Annotated in this window: 15 protein-coding genes; 14 read left to right on the top strand and 1 reads right to left on the bottom strand. The window is 65.4% G+C overall.

Annotated elements, in window-relative coordinates; genetic code table 11:
* Positions 1–65 precede the first annotated feature (65 nt).
* The 4 genes from BHK69_RS12995 (at position 66) to BHK69_RS13010 (ending at position 3,790) form a co-directional block, all read left to right on the top strand.
* Entirely contained in the window at positions 66–353 is a 288-nt protein-coding gene (locus BHK69_RS12995; protein ID WP_069690472.1) for an AbrB/MazE/SpoVT family DNA-binding domain-containing protein, read from the top strand.
* A gap of 35 nt (positions 354–388) precedes the next feature.
* Positions 389–745 (top strand): type II toxin-antitoxin system VapC family toxin, encoded by a 357-nt coding sequence (locus BHK69_RS13000; RefSeq protein WP_158516197.1) that lies wholly within the window; start codon positions 389–391, stop codon positions 743–745.
* Positions 746–860: 115 nt separating this feature from the next.
* Positions 861–2,597, top strand: coding sequence for an urease subunit alpha (ureC, locus tag BHK69_RS13005; RefSeq protein ID WP_069690474.1), 1,737 nt, complete (start codon positions 861–863; stop codon positions 2,595–2,597).
* A gap of 113 nt (positions 2,598–2,710) precedes the next feature.
* Positions 2,711–3,790: a GSU2403 family nucleotidyltransferase fold protein gene (locus tag BHK69_RS13010; protein ID WP_069690475.1), complete on the top strand. Its 1,080-nt coding sequence runs from the start codon at positions 2,711–2,713 to the stop codon at positions 3,788–3,790.
* 116 nt (positions 3,791–3,906) lie between these two features.
* Here BHK69_RS13010 and BHK69_RS13015 read toward each other — a convergent pair whose 3' ends face one another.
* Positions 3,907–4,530: an FMN-dependent NADH-azoreductase gene (locus BHK69_RS13015; RefSeq protein ID WP_069690476.1), complete on the bottom strand. Its 624-nt coding sequence runs from the start codon at positions 4,528–4,530 to the stop codon at positions 3,907–3,909.
* Between the two features lie 76 nt (positions 4,531–4,606).
* Between BHK69_RS13015 and BHK69_RS13020 the strand changes: the two genes are divergently transcribed.
* From BHK69_RS13020 to BHK69_RS13065, 10 genes are all read left to right on the top strand, one after another.
* A complete protein-coding gene (locus BHK69_RS13020) occupies positions 4,607–5,026 on the top strand; it encodes a winged helix-turn-helix transcriptional regulator (RefSeq protein WP_069690477.1) in 420 nt (139 codons plus the stop codon).
* A gap of 205 nt (positions 5,027–5,231) precedes the next feature.
* Entirely contained in the window at positions 5,232–5,540 is a 309-nt protein-coding gene (locus BHK69_RS13025; RefSeq protein ID WP_069690478.1) for a putative quinol monooxygenase, read from the top strand.
* A gap of 26 nt (positions 5,541–5,566) precedes the next feature.
* Positions 5,567–6,325, top strand: a complete 759-nt coding sequence (locus tag BHK69_RS13030) for an urease accessory protein UreE (protein WP_069690479.1) — start codon at positions 5,567–5,569, stop codon at positions 6,323–6,325.
* A gap of 9 nt (positions 6,326–6,334) precedes the next feature.
* The gene (locus tag BHK69_RS13035) at positions 6,335–7,012 is read left to right on the top strand and encodes an urease accessory protein UreF (RefSeq protein WP_069690480.1); all 678 of its coding nucleotides are present in this window, start codon (positions 6,335–6,337) and stop codon (positions 7,010–7,012) included.
* A 2-nt stretch (positions 7,013–7,014) separates the two neighbouring features.
* Complete coding sequence (locus BHK69_RS13040) at positions 7,015–7,446, top strand: DUF3995 domain-containing protein (protein WP_083269323.1); 432 nt, start codon at positions 7,015–7,017, stop codon at positions 7,444–7,446.
* A gap of 3 nt (positions 7,447–7,449) precedes the next feature.
* Positions 7,450–8,082 (top strand): urease accessory protein UreG, encoded by a 633-nt coding sequence (gene ureG / locus BHK69_RS13045; protein WP_069690481.1) that lies wholly within the window; start codon positions 7,450–7,452, stop codon positions 8,080–8,082.
* 97 nt (positions 8,083–8,179) lie between these two features.
* On the top strand, positions 8,180–8,764 hold the full coding sequence (locus tag BHK69_RS13050; RefSeq protein WP_069690482.1) for an ANTAR domain-containing response regulator: 585 nt from the start codon (positions 8,180–8,182) through the stop codon (positions 8,762–8,764).
* The gene (locus BHK69_RS13055; RefSeq protein WP_069690483.1) at positions 8,761–9,813 is read left to right on the top strand and encodes a CmpA/NrtA family ABC transporter substrate-binding protein; all 1,053 of its coding nucleotides are present in this window, start codon (positions 8,761–8,763) and stop codon (positions 9,811–9,813) included. The genes BHK69_RS13050 and BHK69_RS13055 overlap by 4 nt, the downstream gene beginning before the upstream one ends.
* Before the next feature lie 320 nt (positions 9,814–10,133).
* Positions 10,134–11,453, top strand: a complete 1,320-nt coding sequence (locus tag BHK69_RS13060) for a CmpA/NrtA family ABC transporter substrate-binding protein (RefSeq protein ID WP_199579132.1) — start codon at positions 10,134–10,136, stop codon at positions 11,451–11,453.
* Between the two features lie 145 nt (positions 11,454–11,598).
* Positions 11,599–12,840, top strand: a complete 1,242-nt coding sequence (locus tag BHK69_RS13065) for an NAD(P)/FAD-dependent oxidoreductase (protein ID WP_069690484.1) — start codon at positions 11,599–11,601, stop codon at positions 12,838–12,840.

Below are 12,840 nucleotides of genomic sequence, written 5' to 3' on the forward strand. Positions count from 1 at the left end.
ACACTGGTTATTCCTTACTTTTCATGATAAGTAAGGAATTTGGGGGGGGGTGTGGGAGACAAGATATGCCTGTGCTCGCATCGACAATCACCGCCAAGGGGCAGATGACGGTTCCGGTCGAGATCCGCCGGGCCTTGAATTTGAAGCCGGGAGATCGCGTCGAGTTCGCGCTGTCGCCTGATGGGCGCGTTTTCCTGAGGGCGCTTAACCTTCCCATCGAAGCGCTTTTCGGGATGTTGTCGCATCTCACGGCCGATCCGGCCTATGCGGACGACGATGATGCGATCGCAGACCAGGTCGTAGCCGAAGATGAAGCGACCCTGCCTCCCAAGAAGCGCGGACGGGCTGCATGATCGGATTGGATTCCAACGTTCTCCTGCGCGCCTTGATGAACGATGATCCGATCCACTCTCCCCTTGCACGCAACGTCTTGTCCCGGCTGTCGCCGCAGAAACGCGGCTACATCAATCTGGTCGTTCTGGCCGAGGTGACCTGGACCTTGGCGCGCAAATTCAAGGCGCCTCGCGACGAGATCCACGAGATTGTGCGGTCGCTCCTGGGCGGCGAAAATCTGACGCTCGAAGCCCATGAGCGAGTCGGGCTCGCGCTCGATGTCGCGAAAGCGAATGGGAGTGGCTTCAATGACGCGCTGATCGGCGTGCTGAACCGGCACGCCGGATGCATGGAGACGATGACATTCGATCGCGGCGCTCCGTCGGAGGCCGGTTTTACGATTTTGACCTAGAGCGATTTTCGATCCGATTGGATCGTTCAATTGCTCTAGGCCTTTGTTTTAACGCATTTTCTTCACGCGAACCGGTATCCACTTCGCTCGAAAATGCTCTAGCCGGAGCCCAGCCATGCCCTTTCCCTTCCCGCGCAACGCCTATGCCGCGATGTTCGGCCCCACCACCGGCGATACGGTGCGCCTCGGCGATACCGAGCTCGTCATCAAGGTCGAGAGCGATTTCACCACCTATGGCGAGGAGGTGAAGTTCGGCGGCGGCAAGGTCATCCGCGACGGCATGGGCCAGAGCCAGGTCCGCAATGCCGACGGTGCGGTCGATACCGTCATCACCAACGCGCTGATCCTCGACCACTGGGGCATCGTCAAGGCCGATATCGGCATCAAAGCGGGCCGCATCTGCGCCATCGGCAAGGCCGGCAATCCCGACATCCAGAGCGGCTTCGGCAATTTCGCTCCCGACGAGACCATCATCGTCGGCCCCGGCACCGAGGTGATTGCGGGCGAAGGCAAGATCATCACGGCCGGCGGCTTCGACAGCCATATCCATTACATCTGCCCGCAGCAGATCGAGGACGCGTTGATGAGCGGGCTGACCACCATGCTCGGCGGCGGCACCGGCCCGGCGCATGGCACGCTGGCGACGACCTGCACGCCCGGCCCCTGGCATCTCGGCCAGATGATCAAGGCGGCGGACGCCTTCCCGATGAACCTCGCCTTCGCCGGCAAGGGCAATGCGGCGCTGCCCGGCGCGCTGATCGAGATGGTCGAGGCCGGCGCCTGCGCTCTCAAGCTCCATGAGGATTGGGGTACGACGCCGGCCGCGATCGACAACTGCCTCTCGGTCGCTGACGATTACGACGTCCAGGTGATGATCCACACCGACACGTTGAACGAGTCGGGCTTCGTCGAGGACACGATCAAGGCCTTCAAAGGCCGCACCATCCACGCCTTCCATACGGAAGGGGCGGGCGGCGGCCATGCGCCCGACATCATGAAGGTGGCGGGGCTGCCCAATGTGCTGCCCTCCTCGACCAACCCGACGCGGCCCTTCACGGTCAATACGCTGGACGAGCATCTCGACATGCTCATGGTCTGCCACCACCTCTCGCCCTCGATCCCGGAGGATCTCGCCTTCGCCGAGAGCCGCATCCGCAAGGAGACGATCGCCGCCGAGGACATCCTGCACGATCTCGGTGCGCTATCGATGATGTCGTCTGACAGCCAGGCCATGGGCCGCGTCGGCGAGGTCATCACCCGGACCTGGCAGACCGCCCATAAGATGAAGGTGCAGCGCGGCCCGCTGCCGGAGGATGCCGGTACGGGGGCGGATAATTTCCGCGCCAAGCGCTATGTCGCGAAATACACCATCAACCCGGCGATCTCGCATGGCATCTCGCGCCATGTCGGCTCCATCGCCGTGGGCAAGCTCGCCGATCTCGTGATCTGGTCGCCGGCCTTCTTCGGGGCCAAGCCGGACCTGATCATCAAGGGCGGCATGATCGCGGCAGCCCCGATGGGCGACCCCAACGCCTCGATCCCGACGCCGCAGCCGGTGCATTACCGCCCGATGTTCGGCGCCTTCGGCAAGGCCGTGACCTCGACCTCGCTGGTCTTCGTCTCGCAGGCTGCGATCGCCAACGGCCTGAAGCAGCGATTGGGCACCGACAAGGAGATGGTCGCGGTCGAGAACACGCGCGGCGGCATCTCGAAGAAGAGCATGATCCACAACGACGCCACGCCCGACATCCAGATCGATCCGGAGACCTATGCCGTGGTGGCCAATGGCGAATTGCTGGTCTGCGAACCCGCCAAGGAACTGCCGCTGGCGCAGCGCTATTTCCTGTTCTGAGAGCTGCTGCGCCGTCATTGCGAGGAGCGAAGCGAAGCAGTCGGGACGGGATGGGCTTCTCGGTAATAGGCCAACTTAGTAGCACAAACGGTAATCTATGCTACTAAGTCTCCATGCAGCGCATCCCGCTCAACATCCAGACGCTCTATGCCGATCTGCAGCAGCAGGTCGGGATGGCCTCGTCCGACGAGGCGACGGTCGTCGCCACGACGGTCGGCGGGATCAGCTATCTGCGCCTCCAGCGCTGGGTCGGCGCGAGCCGTACGATCGAGCATCTTGGCCGCGCCGACGATCCCGCGGTCATCGCCCGCGCCGAGGCGGCGAAAGCCGAGATGGCGCGCCGGCAGGAGCGACGCCGGCTCGTCTCGACCTTGCGGCGGCTCATCCCAGGTCCCACTGCGACGCTCGGCAAGGTGCTCGATGCTGTCGCCCATGCCGGCTTGTTCCGGCGCGGCGCGGTGCTGGTCGGAACGGCGGCCTATCAATGCTATCCGCCGCTTCTGGGCGCGATCCTGCCCTCCGCCACGGTGATGACGCAGGATGCCGATCTTGCCACCGCCGACCTCGCGCTCGATGGCGAGGTCGCGGGAGACAGCATGATCGCGATTCTGCAAAGGGCCGATGCTAGCTTCACCGGCTTGCCTGGGCTCGATCCGAGGGCTCCGCCGGCGCGCTTCCGCAATGCCGAGAGCTTCGTCGTCGATCTCCTGACGCCGCAGCGGCGACGTTCGGATCGCAATCCGATGCCGCTCAAGGCGCTCGCTGCGGGAGCCGTTCCATTACAACATCTCGAGCAATTTCCGATCCAGTTGGAGCGCTCAATTGCTCTAGATCCTTGTTTTGACGCGTTTTCTTCACGCGAACCGGTATCCACTTCGCTCGAAAACGCTCTCGACTGGCTGATCGAGGAGCCCGTTCCGGCTGTCGCGCTGCATGGCGCGGGCGTGGCGGTCTCGCTCCCCCGCCCCGCACGTTTCGCGGTGCACAAGCTCATCCTGGCGCAGAAGCGCGGGGCGCATGAGGCCGCCAAGAGCCGCAAGGACCTCGCTCAGGCAGCGGCGCTGGTCACGGCATTGCGGGAGGCCGCGCCATTCGAGTTGCAGGACGCGCTGGATGAAGCGCGCGCGATCGGCCGCGACGGTTGGGCGCGACCGATCGACCGATCCCTCTCTCAGATCGCCGCTCTAGCCTGAGAACCGCTGCTCCGTCATTGCGAGCGAAGCGAAGCAATCCAGGAGGTCTAGCCCGACGCGCCCCTGGATTGCTTCGTCGCTTCGCTCCTCGCAATGACGGGATGGGCTTCCCGTGGTCACGCCGCCTTCGGCAGGGTCGGCTTGAGCGCGGCGGCGGTCTCCTGCGCGCTCGCCAGCGCGGCCTTGCGGTGCTCGGGGCTGAAGCCGATGCCCTCGGCGCGGATGAACTCGACATCGCTGATGCCGATGAAGCCGAACAGGGCGCGCAGATAGGGCTCCTGGAAATCAAGCGGTGCAGCCGGCGCGCCGGGCCCGTAAAGATTGCCGCGTGCGACGGCGATGATGACGCGCTTGCCGCCGGCCAGTCCCTGGGGGCCGTTCTCCGAATAGCTGAAGGTCTTGCCGCGGACGGCGATACGATCGATCCAGGCCTTGAGCTGGGTCGAGATGGTGAAATTGTACATCGGCGCGCCGATCACGACGGTATCGGCCGCGAGGAACTCGTCCATGATCGCCGTGCTGGTGGCGACCTCCTGCTGGAGCGCCTCGCTGCCCGGCGCGCCGGCGGCGGCGGCGAGATAGGCGCCGGACAGATGCGGGACGGGATCGGCGGCAAGGTCGCGATAGGTCACGTCGAGGCTCGGATCGGCCTGGCGCAGGCGGGTGACGATGGCTGCCGAAACCTCGCGGCTGGCCGAGTTGTCGCCGAGGATGCTGGAGTCGAGATGAAGCAGTTTCATGGGAAGCCTCTCTGGTATATGTTTGATACTGAGGCTATGTACGAGCCTGCTTAAATCACGACAAGGAGGCACATTTTTGGAACAGGGGCACACGCATGTGACCGAGAATTGCCGCACGGTCGCGCCGGTTCTCGCCCGTATCGGCGACAAATGGAGCGTCCAGATCGTCCGTCTGCTCGGCGACGGGCCGCGGCGTTTCAACGAGATCAAGCGCATGGTCGACGGCATTTCGCAGCGCATGCTGACCCTGACCCTGCGCGGGCTCGAGCGCGACGGGCTGGTCAACCGCACCGTCTTCCCGACGATCCCGCCGCGCGTCGATTATGAACTGACCGGTCTCGGCCGCTCGCTCTGGCTGCCGGTCCAGGCGCTCGGCCTGTGGGCCTATGAGCACCATGGCGAGATCAGCCGGGCGCAGAAGGCTTTCGACAAGCGCGCCGGCATAGGCGAGGAGCAGCCGCGCAAGATCGCAGCAGTGGGCATGGCCGGGCGCTAGATCACGTCGCATTCGGACGGAAACGTCCGAATGCGAGCATTGCTCATGCGAAAAACCGGTAGCCACTTTTTTGCGCAGCGCTCTGGCGCGTCTTTTTTGTTAATCTTCGGTCAACCATGCAGCTTACGCTGTTGCGCCCGGATACAACGTCGAGATGTAATCGGGGAATCAGGCAACCCTCGATCGTTCCGGAGCTTCAGGCCGCATGTCCGATCCGATCATCGTCATCGCCCGGGCGCAGGTGCTGGCCGAGGCGCGCGCCACATTCACCGCCGCTGCGCATGATTGCATCATCGCCACCCGCCGCGAACAGGGCTGCCTTGCCTATGACATGCATGAGAGCCTCACCGAGCCCGGCCGTTTCCTGACCATCGAGCATTGGGAGACGCGCGCCGACATCGATCGGCACATGGCCGCGCCGCATCTCATCGCCTTCCTCAATGTCGCAGGGGCTTGCGTCAGCGCCCCTCCGGTGATCGAAGTGGTCGAACCGCGATCCATTGATCGCCTCTGATCCACCATCGTCACGGGTTTAACATCATGCTGCGTGCCACCTCCGTCGTTCGCAAGGCTGCAGTCAAAGCGGACAAGATCGTCGAGACGCTGACGCTCGACCATGAGGATCGCAACCGCCGCCGTCTCGCGCTCAAGGGCGATGGCGGGCTCGACATCCTGCTCGACCTGGACAAGCCGACCGCGCTTGGAGACGGTGACGCGGTCAGGCTCGAGGACGGCCGATTGGTCGTGATCAAGGCGGCGGCGCAAAGCCTGCTCGAGATCCGTGCCGAGAACCCGCTGCGCCTGATGCGGCTGGCCTGGCATATCGGCAACCGCCACACCCCGGCCGAGATCAGCGGCGACGCGATCTATATCGAGAACGACCATGTCCTGGCGGAGATGATCCGCGGCCAGGGCTGCGCCATGAACGCGGTGACGCGCCCCTTCCAGCCCGAACGCGGCGCCTATGACCACGGCCACGACCATCACGATCATGGGGACGATCACGGGCACGCCCATGCGGCGGATGCTTGCGGCTGCGGGCACGACCATCATGCCGGCCATGATCATGCCCATCACGACCATGAGCATCATGATCACGCCCACCATGATCACGGGCACGACCATGCGGGCCATGATCACAAGGCGCATGATCACAAGGCCCACGACCACAAGGCTCACGACAACAAGGCGCATGACCACGCCGCGCATGCTCACGGTGATGATTGCGGCTGCGGGCATGACCACGGCCACAAGCATGGCGCCGAACATGGTCACAAGGGCCACAGCCACGACCATTGAGCGCCGCTCATGTCGTCGGCCCATCTCCCGCTCATGGTCTGGCTGTCGCCGTCCTTCCCGGTCGGCGCCTTCGCCTATTCGCACGGGCTGGAATGGGCTTTCGAGGCGGGCGATCTTCATGACGCCGCGACGCTGCGGGACTGGCTCGAGGCCCTCGTCGTCCATGGCTCGCTGCGCAACGACCTGATCCTGTTCGCCAATACCTGCCGCATGGTGGAAACTGGCGACGATGCCGGCCTCATCGAGACCGCGGAGCTGGCCCTGGCGCTGGCCAATTCGGCCGAACGTCGGTTGGAAACGGTGACGCAGGGCAACGCCTTTATCGCAGCGGTGCGCGCCGCCTGGCCCTGCGAGGCGATCGAGCAGCTGCGCAGCATCTGGCAGGGCGATATCGCCTATCCCATCGCTGTCGGCGTGGCGGCCGCCGGCCATGACCTGCCGCTGCGGCCCTCGCTGGAGGCCTATGGGCTCGGCTTCGTCGCCAATCTCGTCTCGGCCTCGGTGCGCCTGAACATCGTCGGCCAGACCGATGGGCAGCGCATCACGGCCGGGTTGGTGCCGGCCTTGCATGAGGCGGCGGCGGAGGCAGAAGCCGCGACCCTCGACGATATCGGCGGCTGCGCCCTGCGCTCCGATCTCGCATCGCTGCGACATGAAACCCAGTATTCGCGGCTGTTCCGCTCGTGATCATGGCGGTCGCGACGGCTTTGGCGCTCGTTCTGGCCGTGATCGCAGGCTTGCATGTCTATTGGGGGCTGGGCGGCCTCTGGCCGGCCTCGACCGAGCAGGGCCTCGTCAGCACTGTCGTCGGCCATGCCAGGCTGAAGCGCATGCCGTCGCCGCTCCTGTCCATCGTTGTCGCTGCTGCGATTGCGGGCACGGCGCTCTGGCCCTTGCTGCTCGCCGGGGCTTTCGCAGGTGCGGCGCCCCGCCTGCTGATCATGGGCGCGGGCGTCGCGATCATGGCTGTGTTCTTGCTACGAGGGGTCGCAGGCTATGTGCCGGCCTGGCGGCGAAAGCATGCGCTCGAACCTTTCGCGACGCTCGACAGACGTTGCTATGCGCCTCTATGCCTCGTGATCGCCGCGGGCTACGCGGCTCTGCTCTTCGAAGGATTATGATCGGTGACACGCTCCCCCCACGGCCCCCTGCGCGTCGGCATCGGCGGCCCGGTCGGCTCCGGCAAGACCGCGCTGATGGAGGTGCTCTGCAAGCGCATGCGCGACACTTACGACCTCTGCGCCATCACCAACGACATCTACACCAAGGAGGATGCACGCCTGCTGACGGTGGCGGGCGCGCTGCCGCAAGAGCGCATCATGGGCGTCGAGACCGGTGGCTGCCCCCATACCGCGATCCGCGAGGACTGCTCGATCAACCTCGCCGCGGTCGAGGAGATGCGCGGCAAATTCCCCAATCTCGACATCATCCTGATCGAGTCCGGCGGCGACAATCTCGCCGCGACCTTCTCGCCCGAGCTCGCCGATCTGACGATCTACGTCATCGATGTCGCCGCCGGCGAGAAGATCCCGCGCAAGGGCGGGCCGGGCATCACCCGCTCGGACCTGCTCGTCATCAACAAGACCGATCTCGCCCCCCATGTCGGCGCGGATCTTGCGGTCATGGACCGGGATTCGCGGCTGATGCGCGGCAAGCGCCCTTTCGTCTTCACCAATACGAAGGCGGGCGAGGGCGTCGATGCCGTGGTCGACTTCATCGAGACCGCAGGCGGGCTCCGGGCTGCTCCTGCTGCGTGAGGCATCGCGGGCTGCTGGCCTGACTCTTGCTGGCTTTCCAGTCTGTCGACACCGGCGTAACACCTGTGGGTGGAATGCCGGCGCCTCCTTGCGGACCATGAGACCAGATCTGAAAATCCTGATCGTCGATGCCAATCCGGTGCGCGCAGCCATCATCGATGAGGGCCTGCGCGAGGCTGGCTTCACCGATCTCGTCCGCATCGGCGCGACCAACGGGCTCGTCGCGGCCATCGAATTGCATGACCCCGACGTAGTCGTCATCGACCTTGAGGATCCCAGCCGCGACGCGCTCGCCGACATGTTCCTGGTCAGCCGCCATGTCCGGCGGCCGATCACCATGTTCGTCGATCAGTCGGATTCGGCCTCGATCGAGGCTGCGGTCGAGGCCGGCGTCTCTGCCTATATCGTCGACGGGCTGAAGAAGGAGCGCATGCAGCCGATCCTGCAGACCTGCATCAGCCGCTTCAACGCCTTCCGCAAATTGCGCGAGGAGCTCGACGAGGCCCGCTCGCAGCTCGAGGACCGCAAGACGATCGACCGCGCCAAGGCCATCGTCATGCGCATGAAGGGCCTGCCCGAGGAAGAGGCCTATGCGCTCCTGCGGCGCACGGCGATGAACGAAAAGCGCAAGCTCGTCGACATTGCGCGCTCCATCATCACAGCCGCCGAGGTGCTGAAATGACCCTGCACTTACGCGTCGGCTTCATGCCGCTGGTCGATTGCGCTCTCGTCATCCTGGCGAAGGACGAGGGTTTTGCCGAGGCCGAGGGCCTCAATCTCGAGCTCGTGCGCGAGGTCTCCTGGTCGAACCTGCGCGACAAGCTCAATGTCAGGCTGTTCGACGCCGCCCATATGCTGGGGCCTGCCGCCATTGCCGCGACATTGGGCGTCGGCGGCGTCAAGGCGCCGATGGCGGCGCCGCTGGCGCTCAACCTCGATGGCGCGGCGATCACCTTCTCGGTGCGCCGCTATGAGGAGCTGGCGCGGCTCGCCGAGGGCGACATGGCCGACACCGCCATCTCCGCCCAGGCGCTTGCCGCCATGGTGGAGCGCCGCAAGGCCTCGGGCCTGCCGCCATTGACGCTTGCTGCAGTCTTCGGCTTCTCCAGCCATACCTATCTGCTCTGCGAATGGCTGGCCAAGGCCGGGCTCGTCCTCGGCCGGGATATTCGCTTCGAGGTCGTGCCGCCGCCGCAGACGGTGGAGGCGCTGACCAGCGGGAGGATCGACGGTTTCTGTGCGGGTGCGCCCTGGAACACGGCCGCCGTCGCCGCAGGCATCGGCGCCATGGTCCATTGCGGTGTCGATCTGCGCCGCAACTGCCCCGACAAGGTGCTGGCCTGGCGCGCCGACGATGCGGAACGGCGCGCGGCTGCGGTCTCGAAGCTCAATGCCGCGATCCTGCGGGCGAGCGACTGGGCCTGCCAGCCCGCTAATCTTGGCCGCCTCGCCATGCATCTGTCGAAGCCCGATCGGCTCGCGCTGCCCGCCGATATCCTGGAGCCGGTGCTGCATGGGGAGTTGCTGCAGGGAGCGGGGCGGCCGCCCCGCAAAGTCGAGCGCTTCATCCGCTTCGACCGCGAGGCGCTGCGCCCCGATCCCGAGCATGCCGACTGGATTCTCGCAGGCATGGGACAGGCCGGCCAGATCATCCGCAGCCCGGAGATGACCGAGCAGGCCAGGGCCGTCTTCCGGCCTGCTCTCTTTGCAGGCAGCGCCAGCCCTCCTTGAAGGTTTGCGCATTTTTTGTGCGACTGCGGTTGAATTGTGCGGCGCAATATAGGGCGCCGCAGCTGCGGCCGGCAGAGGGCCGTTACCTCTAAGCTATTGAAATTCTAAGAATTGCCCCGGTTTGAGCCGGTTGGCACGATCCTTGTTTGTGTTGATGTAACGCGGCCAAGGCTGCCCGCGCCCTATTTCAGATCGAAACGCACAGCAACGCCGCTGTCGAACGTGCCTCACCCGGGTGCTTTCGCGCGGCGTTTTTCGTTTTGGCGGCGCAGACGAGTTCGACCCAGACCCAAGCTTTCAGTTCAGCAGAGAGGCGATCGATGACCGAGACAGTCGAGACCAGGGTGAAGCCGGTAAAGGCCGGCGCCAGCCGCCGCCAGCTCCTTCAACTCTCCGGCGCGGCCGCCTTGCTCGCCGCTGCCAGAACCGCGCTGCCGTCGGGCGCCTTCGCCCAGACTGCGGGGCCGGAGCTCAAGGGCACGCGCCTCGGCTACATCGCCTTGACGGATGCAGCCCCCCTCGTTCTCGCCAAGGAGAAGGGCCTCTTCGCCAAATACGGCCTGCCCGACATGGACATCGCCAAGCAGGCCTCCTGGGGCGCGACGCGCGACAACATGGCGCTCGGCTTCAAGAACAACGGCATCGATGGCGGCCATATCCTGCGTCCGAAGACGCATCTCTACAGCACCGGCAAGGTGATGCAGAACGGCCAGCCTCTGCCGATGTACACGCTGCTGAACCTCAACGAGGACGGCCAGGCGATCTCGGTCTCGAACGAATACAAGGACCTCAACGTCCAGAAGGATGCCTCGCCGCTGAAGCTGGCCTTCGAGCGCAAGCGGGCGGCCGGCAAGGAACTCACCGCCGCGATGACCTTCCCGGGCGGCACCCATGATCTCTGGATCCGCTACTGGCTCGCCGCCGGCGGCATCGACCCCGACACCGACATCAAGGTCATCACCGTGCCGCCGCCGCAGATGGTGGCGAATATGAAGGTCGGCACGATGGACTGCTTCTGCGTCGGCGAGCCCTGGAACGAGCAGCTGGTCAACCAGAACATCGGCTACACCGCGCTGACCACCGGCGAACTCTGGTTCAAGCATCCCGAGAAGATCCTGGGCATGCGCGCCGATTTCGTCGACGCCAATCCCAAGGCGACGCAGGCCATCCTGATGGCGGTGATGGAAGCCCAGATCTGGGCCGACAAGATGGAGAACCGCCAGGAACTCGCCGAGATCGTCGGGCGCCGGCAATGGTTCAACGTCCCCGTCACCGACATCAACAAGCGCCTGCAGGGTGACATCAACTACGGCAATGGCCGCGAGGTGAAGGGCACCAACCTCTACATGAAGTTCTGGGGCCAGGGCGGCGAGGTCTCCCATCCCTTCAAGAGCCATGACAGCTGGTTCGTCACCGAGAACATCCGCTGGGGCAAGTTCGAGCCGACGATCGACATCAAGGCCCTGGTCGACAAGACCAACAGGGCCGATCTCTGGCGCGAGGCCGCCAAGACGCTCGGCGTCGCCGGGGCCCCGACCGCGGATTCGCGCGGCGTCGAGACCTTCTTCGACGGCGTGAAGTTCGATCCCGCCGCGCCGCTGGACTATCTCAAGGCGCTCAAGATCAAGCGGGTCGCCTGAACGATGCCCGCGATCCGCAGCATGATCAGCACGAGCGCTTCCCGTCATTGCGAGGAGCGTAGCAACGAAGCAATCCAGAGGACTGGGCCCTACGCCCCCCTGGATTGCTTCGCTGCGCTCGCAATGACGGCGGGGGCCTGATCGCATGGCCCAGCCGCTGGTCATCGTGGGGAAGGGCATGGCCGCGACGCGGCTGGTTGACGAGCTCAGCCAGCGCGCGCTCGGTCGCTATTCCATCGCGGTGATCGGCGCGGAAGGCCGGCTTGCCTATAACCGGGTGCTGCTCTCGCCATTGCTGGCGGGCGAGATCGCCGAGCCCGATATCGAGTTGAAGCCTGCCGCCTGGTGGCGCGCGCGCGGCGTCTCGATGATCTATGGCCGCAGCGTTGCCGGCATCGACCGTGCGGCCAGGACGGTCACGCTGGAGGACGGGCTGGCCCTGCCTTACGGCAAGCTCGTCCTCGCCACCGGCTCCAAGCCCCTGAAGCCGCCTTTCCCGGGCGGCGATCTGGCAGGCGTTGCGACCTTCCGCGACACCGCCGATGTCGGAATGATGCGGGCCTATGCTCAGCGCGGCGCGCGCATCGTCGTCATCGGCGGCGGCCTGCTCGGGCTCGAGGCCGCCTATGGTCTCTCAAAAGCCGGCGGTCAGAGGGCCGGCCAAGTCACGCTGCTGCATCTGGTCGACCGGTTGATGGAGCGCCAGCTCGATGCCGAGGGCGCCGGCCTGCTCGCGGCCGCGATCACGGCGCGCGGCATCGATGTCCGGTTGAGCAGCGCGACCAAGGGTTTTGTCGGCACGGACAAGGTCGAGGGCGTCGAGCTTCAGGACGGCACGATCATCCCGGCCGATCTCGTCGTCATCGCCATCGGCGTGCGCCCCAACATCGATCTCGCCAGGGCGGCGGGGCTCGCCGTCAATCGCGGCATCGTCGTCGACGATGCGATGGCGAGCGAGGACGCCAGTATCTTCGCGATCGGCGAATGCGCCGAGCATCGCGGCCAGGTCTATGGCCTCGTCGAGCCGGCCTATGAACAGGCGCGCGTGCTGGCGATGCGGCTCGCGGGCCAAAAATCCGCAGGGGTGGAGGCGGCTTACGCCGGCTCGCTGCTTGCGACCAATCTCAAGGTCAGCGGCGTCGGCGTCTTCTCCGCCGGCGAATTCGAGGCGGGCGAGGGCGCCGAGATCCTCGTGCTGCGCGATCCCAAGGCCGGCATCTACCGCAAATTCGTGCTGCGTGAGGGCAGGCTCGCGGGCTGCGTCCTCGTCGGCGATACGCAAGGCGCCCTGTTCTATCTCGGCCTGATCCGCTCGGGGCAGGAGATCTCGGCGATCCGTGCCGATCTGCCCTTCGGCGAGCCTTACTGCATCAGGGAGGCCGCCTGA

The organism is Bosea vaviloviae, from assembly GCF_001741865.1.
In the GTDB taxonomy this organism is placed as follows: Bacteria; Pseudomonadota; Alphaproteobacteria; order Rhizobiales; family Beijerinckiaceae; genus Allobosea; species Allobosea vaviloviae.

Excerpts from the sequence above, each read along its gene's own strand:
- BHK69_RS12995 (WP_069690472.1), top strand. The coding sequence starts at position 66 with ATGCCTGTGCTCGCATCGACAATCACCGCCAAGGGGCAGATGACGGTT.
- BHK69_RS13000 (WP_158516197.1), top strand. The coding sequence starts at position 389 with ATGAACGATGATCCGATCCACTCTCCCCTTGCACGCAACGTCTTGTCC.
- ureC (WP_069690474.1), top strand. The coding sequence starts at position 861 with ATGCCCTTTCCCTTCCCGCGCAACGCCTATGCCGCGATGTTCGGCCCC.
- BHK69_RS13010 (WP_069690475.1), top strand. The coding sequence starts at position 2,711 with ATGCAGCGCATCCCGCTCAACATCCAGACGCTCTATGCCGATCTGCAG.
- BHK69_RS13015 (WP_069690476.1), bottom strand. The coding sequence starts at position 4,530 with ATGAAACTGCTTCATCTCGACTCCAGCATCCTCGGCGACAACTCGGCC.
- BHK69_RS13025 (WP_069690478.1), top strand. The coding sequence starts at position 5,232 with ATGTCCGATCCGATCATCGTCATCGCCCGGGCGCAGGTGCTGGCCGAG.
- BHK69_RS13030 (WP_069690479.1), top strand. The coding sequence starts at position 5,567 with ATGCTGCGTGCCACCTCCGTCGTTCGCAAGGCTGCAGTCAAAGCGGAC.
- BHK69_RS13035 (WP_069690480.1), top strand. The coding sequence starts at position 6,335 with ATGTCGTCGGCCCATCTCCCGCTCATGGTCTGGCTGTCGCCGTCCTTC.
- BHK69_RS13040 (WP_083269323.1), top strand. The coding sequence starts at position 7,015 with ATGGCGGTCGCGACGGCTTTGGCGCTCGTTCTGGCCGTGATCGCAGGC.
- BHK69_RS13050 (WP_069690482.1), top strand. The coding sequence starts at position 8,180 with ATGAGACCAGATCTGAAAATCCTGATCGTCGATGCCAATCCGGTGCGC.
- BHK69_RS13055 (WP_069690483.1), top strand. The coding sequence starts at position 8,761 with ATGACCCTGCACTTACGCGTCGGCTTCATGCCGCTGGTCGATTGCGCT.
- BHK69_RS13060 (WP_199579132.1), top strand. The coding sequence starts at position 10,134 with ATGACCGAGACAGTCGAGACCAGGGTGAAGCCGGTAAAGGCCGGCGCC.
- BHK69_RS13065 (WP_069690484.1), top strand. The coding sequence starts at position 11,599 with ATGGCCCAGCCGCTGGTCATCGTGGGGAAGGGCATGGCCGCGACGCGG.